17 protein-coding genes are annotated in these 18363 nt (G+C 73.2%); 10 read left to right on the top strand and 7 right to left on the bottom strand.

Translation table 11 applies throughout. The features are described 5' to 3' along the window. Nucleotides 1-160 precede the first annotated feature (160 nt). From NAEX_RS24010 to NAEX_RS23990, 5 genes are all read left to right on the top strand, one after another. Nucleotides 161-1564 (top strand): selenium-binding protein SBP56-related protein, encoded by a 1404-nt coding sequence (locus NAEX_RS24010; protein ID WP_096329810.1) that lies wholly within the window; start codon nucleotides 161-163, stop codon nucleotides 1562-1564. After that, nucleotides 1561-2280 carry a hypothetical protein gene (locus tag NAEX_RS24005; protein WP_096329809.1) on the top strand — a complete coding sequence of 240 codons (720 nt, stop codon included), beginning with the start codon at nucleotides 1561-1563 and terminating at the stop codon, nucleotides 2278-2280. Before NAEX_RS24010 ends, NAEX_RS24005 begins: the two co-directional genes overlap by 4 nt. Before the next feature lie 114 nt (nucleotides 2281-2394). Further along, complete coding sequence (locus tag NAEX_RS24000) at nucleotides 2395-3591, top strand: V4R domain-containing protein (protein WP_100792960.1); 1197 nt, start codon at nucleotides 2395-2397, stop codon at nucleotides 3589-3591. Between the two features lie 7 nt (nucleotides 3592-3598). Then, on the top strand, nucleotides 3599-3868 hold the full coding sequence (locus NAEX_RS23995; protein WP_096329807.1) for a hypothetical protein: 270 nt from the start codon (nucleotides 3599-3601) through the stop codon (nucleotides 3866-3868). Further along, a complete protein-coding gene (locus tag NAEX_RS23990) occupies nucleotides 3865-5721 on the top strand; it encodes an ATP-binding protein (protein WP_096329806.1) in 1857 nt (618 codons plus the stop codon). The genes NAEX_RS23995 and NAEX_RS23990 overlap by 4 nt, the downstream gene beginning before the upstream one ends. Before the next feature lie 265 nt (nucleotides 5722-5986). Here the strand turns inward: NAEX_RS23990 and NAEX_RS50600 are convergent, their stop codons facing one another. Continuing rightward, the gene (locus NAEX_RS50600; RefSeq protein WP_096329805.1) at nucleotides 5987-7753 is read right to left on the bottom strand and encodes a hypothetical protein; all 1767 of its coding nucleotides are present in this window, start codon (nucleotides 7751-7753) and stop codon (nucleotides 5987-5989) included. Between the two features lie 293 nt (nucleotides 7754-8046). Next, nucleotides 8047-8946, bottom strand: coding sequence for an AraC family transcriptional regulator (locus tag NAEX_RS23980; RefSeq protein ID WP_170135960.1), 900 nt, complete (start codon nucleotides 8944-8946; stop codon nucleotides 8047-8049). 101 nt (nucleotides 8947-9047) lie between these two features. Here NAEX_RS23980 and NAEX_RS23975 point away from each other — a divergent pair, with 101 nt between their 5' ends. Further along, the gene (locus tag NAEX_RS23975) at nucleotides 9048-9611 is read left to right on the top strand and encodes a hypothetical protein (protein WP_170135959.1); all 564 of its coding nucleotides are present in this window, start codon (nucleotides 9048-9050) and stop codon (nucleotides 9609-9611) included. A gap of 18 nt (nucleotides 9612-9629) precedes the next feature. Next, a complete protein-coding gene (locus NAEX_RS23970) occupies nucleotides 9630-10307 on the top strand; it encodes a HEAT repeat domain-containing protein (protein WP_096329802.1) in 678 nt (225 codons plus the stop codon). A gap of 4 nt (nucleotides 10308-10311) precedes the next feature. On the opposite strand, the gene NAEX_RS53890 is transcribed toward NAEX_RS23970, so the two are convergent. Next, on the bottom strand, nucleotides 10312-11160 hold the full coding sequence (locus tag NAEX_RS53890) for a hypothetical protein (protein ID WP_143140556.1): 849 nt from the start codon (nucleotides 11158-11160) through the stop codon (nucleotides 10312-10314). 88 nt (nucleotides 11161-11248) lie between these two features. Between NAEX_RS53890 and NAEX_RS23960 the strand changes: the two genes are divergently transcribed. Beyond that, nucleotides 11249-11743, top strand: a complete 495-nt coding sequence (locus NAEX_RS23960; protein ID WP_096329800.1) for an OmpA family protein — start codon at nucleotides 11249-11251, stop codon at nucleotides 11741-11743. 81 nt (nucleotides 11744-11824) lie between these two features. Here NAEX_RS23960 and NAEX_RS23955 read toward each other — a convergent pair whose 3' ends face one another. Together NAEX_RS23955 and NAEX_RS23950 are read right to left on the bottom strand one after the other, a co-directional pair. After that, the gene (locus tag NAEX_RS23955; RefSeq protein ID WP_143825613.1) at nucleotides 11825-12592 is read right to left on the bottom strand and encodes a hypothetical protein; all 768 of its coding nucleotides are present in this window, start codon (nucleotides 12590-12592) and stop codon (nucleotides 11825-11827) included. 112 nt (nucleotides 12593-12704) lie between these two features. Next, complete coding sequence (locus NAEX_RS23950; RefSeq protein ID WP_143140555.1) at nucleotides 12705-13070, bottom strand: hypothetical protein; 366 nt, start codon at nucleotides 13068-13070, stop codon at nucleotides 12705-12707. A 161-nt stretch (nucleotides 13071-13231) separates the two neighbouring features. Between NAEX_RS23950 and NAEX_RS23945 the strand changes: the two genes are divergently transcribed. Continuing rightward, nucleotides 13232-13606 (top strand): hypothetical protein, encoded by a 375-nt coding sequence (locus NAEX_RS23945; RefSeq protein WP_143140554.1) that lies wholly within the window; start codon nucleotides 13232-13234, stop codon nucleotides 13604-13606. Between the two features lie 599 nt (nucleotides 13607-14205). Then, the gene (locus NAEX_RS23935; protein WP_170135958.1) at nucleotides 14206-15021 is read left to right on the top strand and encodes a DUF4198 domain-containing protein; all 816 of its coding nucleotides are present in this window, start codon (nucleotides 14206-14208) and stop codon (nucleotides 15019-15021) included. A gap of 357 nt (nucleotides 15022-15378) precedes the next feature. On the opposite strand, the gene NAEX_RS23930 is transcribed toward NAEX_RS23935, so the two are convergent. Next, nucleotides 15379-17046, bottom strand: coding sequence for a hypothetical protein (locus tag NAEX_RS23930; RefSeq protein WP_096329794.1), 1668 nt, complete (start codon nucleotides 17044-17046; stop codon nucleotides 15379-15381). Nucleotides 17047-17136: 90 nt separating this feature from the next. Beyond that, on the bottom strand, nucleotides 17137-18345 hold the full coding sequence (locus NAEX_RS23925) for a DUF4215 domain-containing protein (RefSeq protein ID WP_096329793.1): 1209 nt from the start codon (nucleotides 18343-18345) through the stop codon (nucleotides 17137-17139). Nucleotides 18346-18363: the final 18 nt, after the last annotated feature.

Genomic DNA, 18363 nt, shown 5'->3' with positions numbered 1-18363 from the left:
GGTCCGCCGGCGCCGACGCCCGCACGGGGAATCTCGGCAGTCGCCCTCGGCCGGATGCGCGCAATGGAACATGTCCCGAAGGCCATATGAACAGTCCGCCTTCGCACCGGCCTGCGGGCCCTTGACGAGGCGTGGCCGCGCGGGGCAGGCTGCCGGACACATGGCCGCTCGCTTTCGTCCCGACCCGACCTTCTATCCGTCGCCGACGATGGCGATGCAGGCCCCGCCGGAGCAGCTCGCGTACGTGGCGCTGCTCGACCCGACGGGCGCCAAGCGGCCCGACGCGATGGCGGTGGTCGACGTCGACCCGGCCTCGAAGAGCTTCGCCCAGGTGGTCGGCCAGGTCGACATGCCGAACATCGGCGACGAGCTGCACCACTTCGGCTGGAACGCCTGCAGCGCGTGCCTGTGCCCGTACGCCCCGCACCCGCACGTCGAGCGCCGCTACCTGGTGGTCCCGGGCATCAACTCGTCGCGGATCTACATCCTCGACACCCAGCCCGACCCGAAGCGGCCGCACATCGTCCGCACCATCGAGCCCGACGAGGTGTTCCGCAAGACCGGCTACGCCAGCCCGCACACGACCCACTGCGGGCCCGAGGGGATCTACGTCAGCGCGCTCGGCAGCCCCGACGGCGGCGGCCCGGGCGGCATCTTCATGCTCGACCACGAGAGCTTCGACATCCGCGGCCGCTGGGAGATCGATCGCGGCCCGCAGGTGCTCCACTACGACTTCTGGTGGCACCTCGGCCACGACACGCTGATCTCGAGCGAGTGGGGCACGCCGAGCATGGTCCGCAACGGCCTCGACGCCGAGGCCCTGCTGGCCGGCCGCTACGGCCACGCGCTGCACGTGTGGGACCTGCGCCGGCGCAAGCACGTCGAGCGGCTCGAGCTGGGCGCCGAGCAGCAGATGGTGCTCGAGCTGCGCCCGGCCCACAACCCGACCCGCCCGTGGGGCTTCGTCGGCGTGGTCGTCTCGCTCAAGGACCTCTCGGCCTCGGTGTGGCTGTGGTTCCTCGAGGGCGGCAAGTGGCAGATCAAGAAGGTCATCGAGATCCCCGCCGAGCCGGCCGACCCCGCCGTGCTGCCGCCGCTGCTCAAGGGCTTCGGCGCCGTGCCCCCGCTGGTCACCGACATCAACCTCTCGCTCGACGACAAGACCCTCTACGTCTCGTGCTGGGGCACCGGCGAGTTCCTCCAGTACGACGTCTCCGACCCGCACAACCCGAAGAAGACCGGCAGCGTCCACCTCGGCGGGATCGTCCGCCAGGCCGCCCACCCGAGCCGGCCCGACCTCAAGCTCGGCGGCGGCCCGCAGATGGTCGAGATCAGCCGCGACGGTCGCCGGGTCTACTTCACCAACTCGCTGTACGCCCCGTGGGACGAGCAATTCTACCCCGGCGGCTTCGACGGCTGGATGGTCAAGCTCGACGTGCCGGCGGACGGCAAGGGCATGGCCCTCGACCCGAAGTTCTTCCTGCAGTTCGAGCCCGGCCTGCGCGGCCACCAGGTCCGCCTGCAGGGCGGTGACGCCTCGTCCGACTCCTACTGCTACCCATGAGCGACGCGCAGGCATGGCTGGCCCTCCTGGGCCTCGGCGCCTTCCACGGCATCAACCCCGGCATGGGCTGGCTGTTCGCCGTGGCCCTCGGCCTGCAGGAGCAGCGGCGCGCGGCCGTCCTGCGCGCGCTCTTGCCGATCGCTCTCGGCCACGCGCTGTCGATCGCCGTCGTCCTGCTCGTCATCGGCGTCCTCAAGGACGCCCTGCCCGACGCCTGGGTGCGCTGGCCGGTCGGCCTCGGCCTCACCGGCTTCGGCCTCTACAAGCTGGTCCGCTGCCGCCACCCCCGATGGGTCGGCATGCGCGTCAGCTCGCTCGACCTGACGTGGTGGAGCTTCCTGATGGCCACCGCGCACGGCGCGGGCCTGATGCTCGCCCCGGTGCTGCTCGGCTGGCGCGACGGTCCTGCTGTTGACCACGCTTCCATGCACGAGCACCTGCATCACGCGGGCCACCACGCGCAGCACGCAGTCGACGGCGCCGGGGCCCACGCGGGGCACGCCCAGCACCTCGCGGAGCTCGGCGCCTCGACGCCGCTGCTCGGCCTGCTCGCCACGGCGCTGCACACGCTCGGCTACTTGCTGGTGATGGGGCTCGTCGCGGTCGTGGTCTACGAGAAGGTCGGCCTGGCGATCCTCCGCAAGGCGTGGTTCAACCTCGACGTGTTGTGGGCCGCCGCGCTGGTGATCACCGGCATCGTCACGCTGGCGCTGTGATGCGCGCGCCTGCGCCTCAGTCTGCTCGCGCACGCCGCACCCGCACGTGTGGAGTCGCGGGGGCGATGTCCGGAGGAGTATGATGCCCCCGCGCCCCGCGCGAGGAGGATGACAATGGCGATCGACAGCGACCTGGCCGCACGCCTGGCCATGCAGTACGAGCCGGCGACGTATCGCCGAAGGATCGCCGGCCACGACGTCATCATCCACTGTCATCACTACAACGCGCGGCTGCAGCGGACCATCGAGGGCGCGCGCGGCATCGACGGCAAGGGCATCATCGTCGGCGCCGCCGAGACCGTGTTCGCCGACCAGCTCGCGCGGGCGCTGCGGCCGGACGACGACGAGGCCCGCCGCTGGGCCGTCGCCGAGCTGCTCTACCGCCACCTCGGCTTCGGCCGCATCGACCTGTCGCAGGTCGGCGCCGGCATCGTCACCGCCGACTCGTCGCACTTCGTCGAGGGCTGGCTCGCGGGCCTCGGCGAGAGCGCCGACAACGTGTGCAGCTTCACCGAGGGCTACGTGCAGGGGGCCGTGTACGCGGTCACCGGCGCCGCCGTGCGCGTGCGCGAGGTCGAGTGCATGGCCCGCGGCGCCGAGCGCTGCCGCTTCGAGGTCGACCGCGGCGAGCGGCCGCCGGTGACGCCCAACCGCAAGGAGCCGCCGATCCCCGCCCCGCGCGAGCCCGGCGCCGGCTGGCTGCGCTCGCCCCACGTCGACGAGCAGGCGATCATCGACGCCGTGGTCGGCATGCCGATGGTCGGCGACGACGCCGGCCTGATCCCGGCCTTCAGCGTCTACCTGGCCAACATGCCGGCCGACTTCTACAACCGGATCTGCATCGGCTTCGTCGAGGCGATGCGCGGCCTCGGGCGCGACAAGACCGCCATCCGCCTGCTGGTCTCCGACGCCGAGCACTGCGGCATGAACACCTTCCGCGGCATCATGCACTCGCCCGAGTGGGACGGCCTCATCGCCCCCATGGTGCGCGACCGGGCCGACGCGCTGCACGCGATCATCGCCATCAGCAACGCGCTCGGCTGGGGCGACTGGCACGTCACCGCCCACACCCCCCGCTCCCTCGCCCTCGAGTCGCGCTACGGCTACGAGGCCGTCGGCTACCGCGAGTTCCGCGGCCTGGCCGCCGCCCCGCAGTGCGCCATGCTCACCGGCGTCGCCGCCGGCGTCATGGAGCTCGTCTACGGCGAGGGCACCGTCGAGGAGCGCTACGGCACCTTCAGCGCCCGCGAGGAGCGCTGCGTCAGCTGCGGCGAGGCCTCGTGCAACTTCGCCGTCGAGCAGGTGGAGTAGCACCCGCATGCGCCGCGAGAAGGTCCCCGCTTGCGTGCATCCGGAGACCTACAAGTACTTCCTCGACCGCGACGCGGTGATCCCGACCTGGCAGAGGCTGGCCGCTCGCTGGGGCGAGCCGCGTCACAACACCAGCTTTCGCACCATGGAGATCGCGGCGCCGCGGTTCACCTTGCGGAGCACCGTGCTCGGCAACCCGATCACCGTCCTGCGGCGCCGCGAGTGCACCGCCGACGACGTCGCCGAGCTGCACGCGCTGCTGGGGTACCGCGAATGACCAGCGACCGCGCCGGCGCGACCTCGTGGGCCTACGAGCTCGAGCTCGACGCCGAGCTGCGGATCGTCGCCGTCGACCCGCAGTTGTGCGCCCGCCTCGGCTGCGACAGCGGCACCCTGGTCGGCGAGGGCCTCGACGAGCTGTTCTCGCCGCGCGACCGCAAGGGCCAGCGCCTCTTCTACCAGGCCCTGAGCCGCGCCGACGAGGCCGGCCTCGACCTCCTGATCACCCTGCAGATCGGCGGCCAGGAGGTGCTCTCGCGCCTGCAGATGGTCCCGCGCGACCGCCAGTGGCTCGCCCGCGTCGAGCCGTTGACCGCCGACGGCAACCTCGTCTACCAGCTCTACTCCGCGCAGGAGCGGTGGGCCCACATCGTCAAGCGCAGCACCGAGGGCGTGGTCGTGCTCGACCCCGACGGCCGGATCGTCGACTCCAACGCCGCCTTCTTCGAGATCATGCGCTTCCGCTCCGCGCACGGCGTCATCCTCAGCGAGGAGGCGCTGCGCGGGCGGCCGCTGCGGCCGCTGCTGAGCGCCCACGGCTCCGGCCTCGAGCCGCTGGCCGAGCACCTGCAGAGCCCCGAGGCCGCGCGCGACCGCTTCGCCGCCGAGCTGGCGTGGGGCGACCGCTGGCTCGACATCACCGTCACCCCGCTGCAGCTGCCGGTGCGCGGCTTCGTCGGCCTGTGCGTCACGCTGCGCGACGTCACCGAGCGCCGCCAGGCGGAGATCTTGCTGCGCCAGAAAGAGGCCGCCGAGGCGGCGAGCATCGCCAAGAGCCGCTTCCTCGCCAACATGAGCCACGAGCTGCGGACCCCGCTCAACGCCATCATCGGCTACAGCGACCTGCTGCTCGAGGAGGCCGAGGCGCGCGGCGACCAGGAGAGCGTCGGCGACCTCAAGCGGATCGGCATCGCCGGCGTGCACCTGCTCGAGCTGATCAGCAGCATCCTCGACCTCACCAAGATCGAGGCCGGGCGCATGGAGGTGTGGCCCGAGCGCTTCAGCGCCCGCGCCCTGGTCCAGGGCGTCACCGCGGCGCTCGAGACCCTGGCCCAGCAGCGGGGCAACCGCATCGAGCTCCGGATCCCCCGCGAGGTCGGCTTCATGGTCACCGACATGCTCAAGCTGCGGCAGGTGCTCTTCAACCTGATCGGCAACGCCATCAAGTTCACCGAGCGCGGCACGATCCGCGTCGGCGTGCGGCGCTTGACGAAGGACGACCGCGACTGGATGGAGATCTCCGTCGCCGACTCCGGCATCGGCATCGCCGCCGAGGCCCTGCCGCGGCTGTTCCAGGAGTTCACGCAGGCCGACTCCTCGACCACCCGCCGCTACGGCGGCGCCGGCCTCGGCCTGTCGATCGCCCGCGAGTTCTGCCGCCTCATGGGCGGCGACATCACCGCCACCAGCGTCCCCGGCGAGGGCTCGACCTTCACGGTCGCCGTCCCCACCGAGCTCGACGTCACCGCCCCCCCGTCCGTCGCCTCCGCCCCGCAGGGCCCCGTCCTCGTCATCGACGACGACCCCACCACCCTCGAGCAGGTCCAGCGCGGCCTGCACGGCGAGCAGGTCCCCGTCATCAGCTGCACCAGCGCCTCGCAGGGCCTCTCGCTGGCCAAGACCGTGCGCCCGCAGGCGATCGTGCTCGGCATCGCCGTCCCCGACGACGACGCCTGGAACGCCCTCGTCCAGCTCCGCAGCGACGTCGGCCTGCGCAGCGTCCCCGTGATCGTCGCCTCGCTGCTCGACGAACAGGCCCGCGCCCTCGTCCTCGGCGCCTCCGCCTACGTCGGCAAGCCGATCGACCGCGACCACCTGCTCACGGCCCTCGCCCAGGTCCGCGCGGCCTGAAAGAACCTGTCTCTCGCTTCATGTCCAGGCGGACATGTTGCGCCCGATCGGGCAACCCGCCGCGGTCGTTCGCCGCGCCTGGCGAGCGAGGCGCGCGCCTGCGGCCCCCTTGAAGGCGCTGCGTCGCCGCGGCGGCGCTCTCTCGTCCTGCCCGCATGGATAGCCATGCTGCGATGCATCACCGCACCGCGACCCCGACGGGCAGCGAGTCGCCCGCCGCCGCGGTGAACACCGCAGTCGGCGGGCCGCGATCAGGCAGCGCGATCTACTTCGTCTTCTTGGACCGCGCCTGCTTCGACGAGGTCTTCTTCGCCGACTTCTTCTTCGCCGCTCCCGGCTTCGACGCGGTCTTTTTCGCCGCCGTCTTCTTCGATGCTGCCGCCTTCGACGTCGTCTTCTTCCCCGCTGCCGCCTTCGCCGTCTTCTTCCCCGCCGCCTTCGACGCCTTCTTCCCCGCCGCCGCCTTCGACGCCTTCTTCCCCGCCGCCGCCTTCGCCGCCTTCTTCCCCGCCGCCGCCTTCGCCGCCTTCTTCCCCGCCGCCGCCTTCGCCGCCGTCTTCCCCGCCGCCGCCTTCGACGCCTTCTTCCCCGCTGCCGCCTTCGCCGCCGTCTTCCCCGCCGCCGCCTTCGGCGTCGTCTTCTTCCCCGCCGCCATCTTCACCGGAGCCTGCTTCTCGGCCTTTTTCGTCTCCGCCGCCTTCCTCGCCGCCGGTGCGGGGACCGTCACGGTGTGAAGCACGCCCGGCGGGAGGTCCTCCGAGCGCAGCTCGAGCCACGGCTCGTCCTCGTCGTCCTCCTCGTCCGCTTCGAGCACCTGGGCGAGCTCGAAGCGGACGTGGCGGCGGTCGCGTTCGAACACGTAGAGGCCGTCGCCGAGCGAGTTTTCCGTCCGCGCGGGCGGGCCGCCCGGAACCTTGTCGACCTGTTCGAGCGGCGCTCCCTCCTCGTCCACCAGGCGCAGCAGGATGAGCTTGTCGAGGAACGTCCGCAGCGACACGCGCTCGACGCCATGCGCCTCGAGCCAGCGCTCGACCGCCTCGGCGTCCCCGCCGTGGAACCCGTTGCCGTACGTGCCCCCGATGATCGCGCCGCCGGCCGGCACCTTGTCGGGTCGCAGCGCCTTCGCAAAATCCTCGGACTGCGAGGCGATCCGCGTGACCCGGTCGGCGATGTCCATCGCCGCGTCGGTGTCGTCGTGCTCGCGCTCCGGGACGGCCGCGATCAGCGCGTCGAGGAATCGGTGGTCCTCGCGCGCGGCGAAGAACAGGCATTGCCGCACGCTCGCGTCGGGCGGCAGTTCGCGGGTCAGGAACTCGGGCACCTCGTCGAGGCGGTACACGAGCATGGTCTTGGGTCGCGAACCTTCGGCCTGCGCCTTGGCCTGCGCGTGCGCGGCCTGCAGCTCGAGGAACACGGCGTCGGTCTCGGGCGGCAGGTACGTCGGGGTCGCCTCGACGGTGTAGTCGAAGTCCTGCTCCGGCGCCCCGTCCGGGCCCCAGTAGGCCGCGGCCAGGGCGTCCTCCGTGTTGCCGAACTGGGACACGCGGCCGACGCCGGTGAGCCGGTGCGCCAGCTCGAAGGCCCGCTCCAGCTCGGGGTCGGGCGCGGACGACTCGGACTTGGAGGCCCGGCGGACGAGCCGCAAGGACGCCTCTTCCGGCGTCTCCGGGCCGTCATCGGTCGCATACAGCAGGACCTCCGAGTCGGCCCAGTCGGGGTCCCACTCGTCCTCGGCGGCGTCGAACCGATGGATGGCGAGGGCCTGGCTGCCGCGCGCGGCGAGGGAGCGCGCCACGGCGAGGAACTCGGCGAGCGCCTCGCCCGAGTCGACCGCGACGCGTCGCGGCGGGTACCACATGTGGCGCCCGTCGAAGCAGCGGTAGAACTGGGCCTCGAGCTCGGGCGCGGCGCCGGGGGAGAGCCGCAGGACCGCCTTGATGGTGATCATGTCGGCGTTGCCGCCGGGCCAGCGGTCGAGGGTGCGAAAGTAGAAGACAGCCTTCGTGGGGGCGAACTCGTCGTGGGTCGTCATGAGGGCGGCCGATTTAAACCCGCAGAAGCGACCGGTGGCAAGGTCGGAACCAAGCAGTCGGCGCATCCCCGGCGACGGCCCCGGTCACCGGGCACAGCAGGCCGTCGCGGCGCCCGACGAGCGGAAGGGGTCAGGCGTTCCTTGATCGCCCGTTCCCCCGGCCACGAGCGCTGCAGCGCATCAATCATCATATGACCCGAAAGACATATGTTTACATGTCCCGCCGCGCCCTCCTCCCATGTTCGCGTCGCGGCTCCGGTTCGCGCCGATCATGACATGACCCGAAGGCCATCTCATGACATTTCCCGCCCGCGCCCGCCGAGGCTCTGGACCGGCACATGCACCGCGCAGCGCGAGCGCTGAAACCGCGACGCGTGCCACGCCTCCGGGTCGAACAGCGTCACCACCGGCGCGAACCGCCAGCGCAGCGCCGAGCCCGGCAGCCAGTCGCGGAAGATCCACGTCATCAACGCGTGGATCCCCGGCGTCGTCCCCTCGTAGCGGAAGCGGGCGAACCAGCCGGCCTGCATGCGCCACGGCGAGAACCCCGGCGGGGCCTTCTCGCCGTACCCGAGGCGGATGCATCGATACTCGCGCGGGCGTCCCGGGCGCGTGAACCCCCACGGCGGCGACGCGGCCGCCAGCTCCCACGCCGACGCCGGTGACGGCAGCGCGTAGAGCCGGCGCCACGCCTCGGCGATCGCCGCGTCGTCGAACCGCGTAGCCACCACCGACACCGCCGAAGCGAGCGGACCGAAGCGCACGATCTCCGGCGCCGCCGACAGCCCCTCCGGACGGCCCTGCAGGGCCCCCTGCGGGCGCGGAGCGGCCCCGCGGAGCCCGCGGGGACGGCGGCGCATCGCGCTCGGCGGCACCCCGAACGCGCGCACGAAGGCGCGGCGGAACGCCTCGTGCGACGCGTAGCCGGCCTCCTCGGCCACCACCTGCAGCGGCCTCGCCGGCGCGAACACCAGGTCGTGCGCCGCCCGCTCGAGCCGCAGCGTCCGCAGCCAGCGCAGCGGCGGCTGTCCCACCACCGTCTGGAACGCGCGGGCGAAGTGCGACGGATCGTAGCCGACCCGCGCCGCCATCGTCTCGAGCGTCCACGGCTCGTCGAGCGCGTCCTGCAGCTCGAGCAGCAGCACCGCCAGGGCCGCCCGCGCCTCCGGGCCGACCGCGTACGCCCGGCTCATCCTGCGCTCCCCGCCATTCCCAGGACCGGTAGGGGTCGCGCTGGCCAGCGGCGATACAACCCCCGCGCCGCGGCCGTCGCCGCGCCGTCCAGGAGCTGTCCATGCCGTCCGAGTTCGTCCGCCGGGCCGCGTTCGTCGTGTCGGCCGCCGCCGCGTTCGCCTGCAAGCGCCCCGAGCAATCGACCCCGCCTCCCGCCGTGGTCGCAACATACTACGTCGGCACCACCGCCACCACGTCGCCCGATGGTTCGCAGCCCTACGGCCCGGCGAAGACGATCGCCGTGCGCCGCACCGTCGACCCCGCGCAGGGCAGCATCGAGGAGCTCGTCGTCCACCCCGGCGAGCAGTTCGTCACGTTGTTGCAGCGGCGCCCCGGCGACGCCGCCGTGTTCGCGGCCAGCGATCGCGCCGGCGGCTTCACCGGCACCGTCACGTTCACCGGCCCCGAGTGGGCCTGGACCGCGTGGACCTACGACATCGCCATGACCGACGGCTCCGGCGAGTTGCAGGGCACCGGCCGCCTCGGCGAGCGCAGCCTCGACACCGACAAGCTGTTCGTCGGCCCCGACGGCCAGCCGCGCGCGCGGATCGCCGAGCACCTCGAGCAGGTCGACGAGCCCACCTACGCGAGCGCCCGCGACGGGCTCCTCGCCTCCGCACCCTGAGGTCGCTACCCTCGGTCCATGGACGCAACGCGTATCACCGAGCTCCCGCTCGCAGAGCTGCTCCGCCGCGCCCGCGACGAGGTCACCGACGGCCCATCCCGACCCCAGCCGCACCTGGTCGAATTGCACCGACGCGGCACCCGCGAGATCTTCGCCGCCGCCGCGCGCGCGTGCGAGAGCGATACGATCGACGAGCGGATCTTCGGCCTGAAGCTCTTGCGAGAGCTCGGCGGGCCGCCGCCGCGCTTCGCCGACGAGGCGGTGCCGCTGTTGCTCGGTCTGCTCGCGCGCGAGCGATCGCCTGACGTGATCGCGTGGATCGTCTCTGCGATCGGCTATCAGCACATGAGCGGGCACCGTGGATCGCGGCTGCGCCCTGGCCCGGCGGTGTTGCCCGCCGTGATCGGCCTCGCCGGCCACGCCGACGCCCGCGTGCGCTTCCACGTCGCCGCCGCCTTGCCCTCGCTGGTGAACCTGGCCGCCCCGGAGCCACCCGCCGTCGCGGCCCTGCTCGAGCTCGCCGGCGACAGCGACGCCGACACCCGCTATTACGCCCTCTCGACGCTGGTCGATGACCTCGGTCTCGGCGACCGGAGCGACGTCGACGCGGCGCTGGTGCAGCGATTGGCAGATCCGGATCCGCAGATCCGTCGCGCCGCGCAGCGGGCCCTGGACGGCGGCTCCTGGGCCGAATAGAGCCTCACGCTGCGCCGCTTCGCGACCGCGCTTGCGCCGTTGCCCGCTGCCACCATTCCGGCCACGGCAGCAGCACCACGACCACCAGCAGGATCATCGGCCGGAAGTCGATGTGCAGCACCTGGTCGATGCCGACGTGCAGGGCCACCAGCCCGGCCGCCAGCCACGGTCGCGCGCGCGGCAGCGGCACCAGCAGGACCGTCGCCAGCTCGAGCGCCAGCGCCACGCTCGCCAGCGCCGCGGCCACCCGCGCGTCGGCGATCGCCCACGCGCGCACCAGGCTGTCGGAATCGCCGAGGCGCCACAGCCACAGCTGCAGGGCGGTCCCGTCGGCCCAGCGCCAGCCGGACGCGAGCAATTTATGAGCCCCCGCGCCGGCGTAGAAGCACGCCAGCACGAACACCGCGCCCTCGCGGATCCACCGCGGCGCTCGCCCCGGCTCCGCGCGCGCGTGCTCGCCGGCGACCAGCAGCACCAGCAGCCACAGCGGCGGCACGAACTTGTGGCGGAACCACGGCAGGTTCTCCCAGTAGAGCGAGCCGACCGTCAGCATCCCCAGCGTCGTCGCCCAGGCGGCGCCGATCCTGACCGCTCGCACATGTCCGAACAGCCATATCGGCGCCCCGCCCCACAGCAGCGCGCGACCCAGCCACAGCAGCGCCTGCGACGCCCACCACGTCGTCGGCACCACCAGCCCTGCGACCGACACCGTCGCGTCCTTGGGCAGCGAGGCCCAGCGCAGGTCGACCTCGAGCGACAGCCACAGCGCCGCCGCGATCGTCGCCGCGCGCAGGCCGGCGGCGAACAGCGCCGGCTCGCGCTCGAACAACCTCGCCCAGGACCCGCCCTGCACCACGCGCAGGGTAACCGACGCCGCCGCGAGCGCGGAAGCGCACCCGCCCCGCGGGCGCAGGCCCGGGCCGGGGTGATACCCTCGCGGCATGCCTCGCGCCGCTCTCGCGCTGGTCCTGCTCCTCGCCGCCTGCAAGCAAGCCGGCGGCTCGACGACGCCGTCCTCGCGCCCGCCGCCGCCCGAGGTCGCCCCGGCCTACTTCGCCACCGGCTCGAACATCGTCACCTTCGACGACCGGCCGGTCGTCGGCCAGGCCGCCGACGCCCTCGTCAAGAACCCCGAGCTGCACCTCCTGCTGATCGGCCGCACCGACTCGCAGGGCCAGGCCAACAAGAACATGCAGCTCGGCCTCCAGCGCGCCCGCGAGGTGCGCGAGGCGCTCCTCCTCAAGGCCGACGGCAAGGTCGACCCCACCCGCGTACACATCGGCTCGCGCGGCCAGGCCGACCCGACCGGCGACAACAACACCGAAGAGGGCCGCGCCGCCAACCGCCGCGTCGAGTTCTATTTCTTCTACCCCGACGGCACCCCGTTGAAGTCGCGCTTCGCCGAGCCGATCCTCATCGAGGGCGAAGAGCCCTGAGTCGAGCTGCCTGTCTCCGGGGTCACGTGCCTTCGGACATGGCCCGAGCGCCCGGCCGATCTGTCCCCCGGAACAGGTGTTTCAAAAAAAGATCTGGACGCCGAGGCTCCAGCCGATCGTGTAGTCGCGGAGCCGCGTGAACGGGACCTGGACCGAGCCGACCAGCGAGCCGCGGCGGTGGAAGTTGTACGAGACCGCCATCAGGCCGGTGCCGCGGGCCGTGCCGAGGTCGCGGTACAGCTCGCCGGCGCGGTTGCCGGGGCAGAACTCGCGGCCGCCCTCGGGCAGGGCGCAGAAGGCCGCGAGGCGGGTGTCGAGCAGGAGGCCGACGCCGAGGTTGACCTTGCCGCCGGCCAGCCGCGCGCCGACCTGGCCGCTGGCGCCGAAGTCGACCGCCACGCCGGCGCGGCGGATGTCGACCGTCGAGATCGCCAGCACCTGCCAGTACCAGGTCATGTACGTACGCGTGAACACCACGTACGGCGCGACCGCCACGATCGGCCCCGGGTCGACGGTGAACCGCACCGTCCGCGTCGGCAGCGAGGCGTTGAGCCCGGCCGTCAGCACCCGGTGGATCAGCTTGCTCGCGTGCGGCGTGACCCGCACTTGCACCCGCGTGTCGCCGTAGCCGACCCGGGTCTCTCCCTGCGTGTCGGCGGCGCGGAACATCAGCAGCGGCGCCTGCAGGGCGAACGACAGCCACGGGCGCGGCGCGTACTCGCCGACCAGCGACAGCGAGTCCATCGTGCCCGGGTTGAGGCCGAAGCCGGTGTAGACGAACTCGTTGATCAGCAGGAGCCGCGTGTTGGCCTTCCCGCCGGCGCCGTTGAGGCTGTTGATCGTGCGCACCCCCTCGGACGCGCCGTGGCCGGGCACGTGGTGGGCGCGCGCGGCCGCGGGGCCAGCGCCAGCGCGGCGGCCAGGAGGCGCGCCGCGCCTCGCCCTCGCGCGCGGCGGCGGCTCACCGCGCCCCCTTGATCGCGTGGCAGTCGACGCACCCGCGGCGGTCCTTGACCATCCAGTCGGCCACCAGCGGCGGGCGGATGATCTTGTTCATCTCGACCATGTGGCGCTCGAGCATCGCCGGGTCCATGCCCCGCATCCGCTTCGCCATGTGCGACTCGAGCTCGTGGCACTTGAGGCAGGCCCCGCGGGTCGACTGCGACGTCATCGCCGCGTGGTGCTCCTCGCGGCGGATGTCGGGGGCGAAGGCGGTGATGCAGCCCGCGGTCGAGCCCGCCAGCGCGGCGGCCAGCAGCAGGGCCGCGGCGGCCCCGCCGAGCCCGATCGGGGCCGACCCCTGCCGTACGGCGATGCGAGACGTCACCTCCGCCGTGTAACCGATCCCGCGCCGCATCGGCGCCGAGACGGCCGGTAAACCGGGCCGCTGCGACATCGGGTCGCATCGCCCCCGCGCTCCTCGCGGCGTGCGACAGCGCGACGCATGTACACGGCCGCGACGCCGCGCCTATGTTGTCGGTCCTCGTCATGACCCGCGCCGCTCGCTCGTTCCCCGCCCTGCTCCCTGCCCTGCTCCTCTCGGCTCTGGCCGCCGGCTGCACCGGCCAGAGCAACGTCGGCAACCCCTGCGACAAGGCCGAGCAGTGCGGCGAGGGCCTGATCTGCGACTTCCACGACGGCAAGGGCACCTGCCAGGAGCCGCATGACCACGGGACCGCGGGCGAGTCCGAAGCCCACGAGACCGACCACCACGAGACCGAGGCCCACGAGACCGAACCCCACGCCAGCGAGACCGGCAGCTCCGGCACCGGGCCCACCGAGGCGACCACCACGCAAGACCACGGCGAGACCGAGCACGACCACACCGGCACGACCGCCGACACGACCTCCTCGACCGGCTGAGCCGCATGTCCGCTTCGGACATGTCCCGGGGGATATGTCCGTCAGAGAATGCCCGTTCGGACATGTTTTTGAAGGCATGTCCTAAAAATCGCGGGCGGCCCTGCCGTCCGCGCCTCGGCCCGGCTCGTCCGGCGGCGCGCGCCGCCTCGTGAGCCAGCCGGGCTCCGCCACCCTCGCCGCCGCTCCCTCGGTCACGCGCGCGGCCTCGTGAGCCAGCCGGGCTCCATCAACCTCGTCGCCGATCCTCGGCTCCGCTCGTCCGGCCACGCGCGCGGCGTCATCGGCCAGCGGGGGCGCCGTCACCCTCGCCGCCGCGGCGCGCCCCCTCCTCGCCGCCGAGGCGGTCGACCTGCAGACGCGGCTGTGCGCCGCGTCCGTCGTCCGCCTCGACTCGCACGTGGTGGCGATCGCCCGGCTCAGCGGATGGATCGACGTCCCGCGGCGCGCGACGCCGGGACCACCATCGACGCCGGGAGCCCGCAGACGCCCCGTCCAGCTCCGCGGCCCTGGCCATCCTCGCCGCCGCGCGCCACGCCCTCGCGTCCTCGCCCTCGCGCGAAAATCGCGGCAGCCGGCGAGCGGGGGTATGCTGCGAGGCCGTGCCGTCCGTCCGCGTCCTCGCCCTCGGCTTTTTGGCCGCGTTCTGCCTGGCCTTCCCGGCCCGCGCCCACGACTACTGGCTCGAGTTCTCGCCGCTGTCGCCGGCAGCAGGGGGCGCGCTCGCGCTCAGCCTTTGGGTCGGCGAGGACTTCACGGCCGAGGCGCAGAAGGCGATGGAGCGGCGGCGGCTGGTCTCGCTGCGGCAGATCACGGCCCTGGGCGAGCTCGACCTGCTGGCGCAGGCGCGCGACGGCGCCGCGCCGTTCCTCGATCTGCGGCTCGGCGGCGCCGGCGGCTACCTGTTCGGGCTCGAGCGCGACGCCTCGCACATCGAGCTCAAACCGCTCAAGTTCAACCGCTACCTCCGCCACGAGGGCCTGGGCGCCGCCTTCGCCGAGCGCAAGCGGGCCGGTGAGCGCTGGCAGCCCGGGCGCGAGCGCTACACCCGCTACCTGAAGAGCTTCGTGCAGGTCGGCGACCCGGTCGACGGCGTCTCGACCCGCGTCCTCGGCCACCGCCTCGAGCTCGTCCCCGACCGCGACCTCGCCGCCGTGCGCCCCGGCGACCGCCTCGGCGTGCAGCTGCAATTCCTCGGCGAGCCGCTCGCCGGGGCCACCGTCGAGGCGTTCGCCCGCGGCCGCGACGGCCGCGTCGTCGCCCAGGCGGCCACCACCGACGCCGACGGCCGCGCCCGCTTCACCGTGGCCGCGAGCGGGCCGTGGCTGCTGCGCGCGGTCCACATGCGGCGCTGCGCCGGCTGCAAGGACGCCGACTGGGAGAGCTTCTGGAGCTCCTACGGCTTCGCGGTGCGCTGACGCCTGCATGTCCGTTCGGGCATGTCCCGAAGCACATTCGCGTTCGTCGCCGCGGCGATGCCCTTCGCGCCACGCCCACGAGCGCCGGCGGCGCCCGAACCCCGGCCGCCCTCACGACATGTCCCTCGCGCCATGCCACGAGCGCTGGTTCGCGCCGAGGCACGGCCTCCTCGCCTGCGACATGTCTCTTGCGACATGTCCATGAGCGCTGGGCTCCGGCCGGGGCACGGCCCGCGCCCGGCCTCCCACGACCTGACTCTTGCGACATGTCCGAGAGCGCCGTCCCGGCCCCCGGACGAGCTGGCGCGCGCCCTCGACCGGCCGCGACGGGACTCGGCCCGCGCCCGTGACGCGCGCTCAGCCGCCGGCGCGCCAGCCGCGGAGCAGGGGCGGGTGGCCGCAGCTGGCCCGCGAGCGGTAGCGCAGCTTGGCGGCCACCCCGGCGATGGCCGCCTTGTGCGTCTCGTAGTCGCCGGCCGCCAGCAGCAGCCCGACCTGGCGCTCGCCCTGCGAGCGGACCTCGCCGAGCAGCAGCGACCCGAGCGGCCCGGCCAGGGCGGCCCGCAGCTCGGGCGTGCCGACCTCCGGGCTGTCCTCCGAGACAGTGTACAAATGGACATAAACTTGCGGACAGGTCGGGTCGCCGGCCCGCGGGGCCTTGCGCGGCAGCAGGTCCTGCTGGGCCGCGTGGATCTGGCCGTCGTCGTAGAGCGCCAGCGGGGCCGCTGCGGGGCCGCTGCGCAGGACCGCGTGGTGCGGCGAAGCTGTCCCATCGGGCAGGAGCAGGCCGGCGCTGACCCACAGCGACCCGGCGGCGTCGCGGCCGATCGCCCGCGGCGACGGCACGAGCCCGGCCGCCGGCGCCGGCTCCGACGCCCACGCCCCGGCCTCCTGGTCCCAGAACCAGCCCGCGGCCAGCTGCACCGGCGGCAGCTCGACGCGCTCCCACACGTCCCAGTCGCCGCCGGCGTGGATCCGCCACAGACTGTCGGCGGGCCCCTCCTCGTCGACGACGGCGAACAGCGCCGGCTCGGGCGTCTCGACCAGCGACACCACCGCGCCGCGCGCCGGCGGCGGGTCGAGCAGGCGCCAGGACGTGCCGTCGAAGCCGGCCACGTACGGCACCACCTCGTCGTCGATCTCGACCCCGTCGCCGATCAGCACCTGCCCGCCGCTCTCGACCAGCGCCGACACCTGCTTCGGCGCCCGCGACTCGAGCCCCGGCAGCGGCGCGAAGATCCCCGTCGCGTCCGTCGGGCCCCAGCGCAGCATCCCGGACTGCAGCCCGGGCTGCCCCTCGGCGCCCGCCGGGCCGGCCGCGACCGACGCGAACAGCTCGCCGCTCGCCAGCCCCGCCAGCCGGGTCGGCCGCGGCGCCTCGCTCAGGCCCGCGACCTCGAGCCGCGGCCGGGCCGGCCGCGCGCCGTCGTCGTCGAGCACCACCAGCGCCGCCTGCCCGTCGCCGCCCATACGCAGCGCGATCGCATGGCCCTCGGGCCATGTCGCATAGTCCAGGTAGTAAGCCCCCGGAGCGTCGGGGTCGGGCTCGTGCGCGGTCCAAGTATTCTCACGCCGGCGGTACACGCGGTGCGCGGGATCGTCTCCGCCGCGCGCGACCGTCAGCCACAAGTCGTCGTCGCGCCCGCCGAGCGCGTGGACCTGCCAGCCCGCGCCCGGCTCGGCCGGGTGCAGGCCGCTGAGCAGACCTGCCTCTTGGGCCAGGTTGCCGTCGGCGTCGACGCGCGTCAGCAGCACCCCTCCGGCCAGCACGACCTCGCCGTCGCCGAGGCGGTGCAGCGAGATCGGCCCGCGCCGGGTGGCCACGGGCTGCAGATCGAGCTTGACGGTGCGGGGCGCGGTCGCGCCGTCGTCGTCGGGTTCCGCGGGCTTGCCCGCGGCCGCGGCCGGGCTCGCGGTCGGGGCCGCCGCCTTGGCCGGCGTCGGCGCGTGGCCGTCACAGGCGCACAGGGCGACGGCGGCGAGCAGGGTGGGTCGCGCGAGGCGCGGGAGGGGCTGGGAAGGCATCTTCGCTCCCGCCCATCGTACCGAAAAAACCAGTCCGTGCGCGGCGCCGTGCGTCGCGGCGGGCGGTCCTCGGGGCGCGCGCGGACGCCCTCAATCGGCGTGGAGCACCACGCGCTCCCAGTCCGGGCTGCCGTTCAGAAATTCGTTGCTCCCGCAGCGGAAGCCGCCGTTGATCTGCCCGCCGGTGGTGTGGAAGCACAGCCGCCGCTCCGGATTCACGCCGCCGATGTCGCAGCTGTTGCGGTCGAGCGGGTCGCCCTCGACCGCGAAGCCCCACGAGAACGCGTCGCTGAAGTACCAGCCGCTCCCGTTGGCGACCGTCGGCGTGTTGCTCTGGCCGGTGTCGGCCGTCACCAGCGCGCGCGGGCCGTGGGCCAGCAGCGTGTACGTCTCGCTGCCGCTCGGGCGGCACGCCAGCATCAGGTTGACCTTCCCGCACTGCTGCAAGATCTGCGACACCGGCGTGCCCGAGTGGCCGAACTGGTCGACGTAGCAGACCTGCCAGCCGACCAGCGACGCCGACTGCACGTTCTGCTGCGGGCCGAACGCGGTGTACTTGTTGATCACCGTCTTCTTGCAGTCGGGCTCGCAGCCGTCGCCGGGGACCTGGTTGCCGTCCTCGCACTCCTCGCTGCCGAGCCACAGGATGCCGTCGCCGCACACCGCGTTCTTGCAGCTCGCGGTGCAGGCGTCGGTGTTCTCGGCGTTGCCGTCGTCGCACTCCTCGACGCCCATCATCACGATGCCGTCGCCGCAGCCCGCGAGCGCGCACTGGTTGGTGCAGGCGTCGGCGTCGTCAAGGTTGCCGTCGTCGCACGCCTCGAGGCCGACGTGGACCACGCCGTCGCCGCACACCGCGCCCGTGCACATGTTGGTGCAGTCGTCGCCGTCGATCGCGTTGCCGTCGTCGCACTCCTCGGTGCCGGCGAGCACGAAGCCGTCGCCGCAGGCCGCGAACTTGCACGAGTTGGTGCAGGCGTCGTTGTTGAGCACGTTGCCGTCGTCGCACAGCTCGCCGGGGTCGAGCTGACCGTCGCCGCACTTGGGCCCGTCGGTGGTGTTCTGGCTGCCGGTCGCGTCGGTCGCGTCGGTCGTCGACGGTTCGTCGGTGGTGGTCGAGCTGCCGGTCGTCGTCGACGTCGAGGGCGCCTCGGTGGTCGTCGCCTCGGTGGTGGTGGTCGTGGTCGTCGGGCCCGCGGAGTCGCTCACCACGCCGCCGGTGTCGAGCGCGCTCCCTTTCGCGCATCCTTCCGCCGTCGCCGCGCCGACCAGCAGCGCCCCAAGCCATGCCCTTCGCATGGGTCCAATAGACCATCC

It is taken from the genome of Nannocystis exedens, from assembly GCF_002343915.1.
Taxonomy (GTDB): domain Bacteria; phylum Myxococcota_A; class Polyangia; order Nannocystales; family Nannocystaceae; genus Nannocystis; species Nannocystis exedens.
Note: the sequence above shows the minus strand (reverse complement) of the source record. Positions and strands in the feature narration are given on the sequence as shown.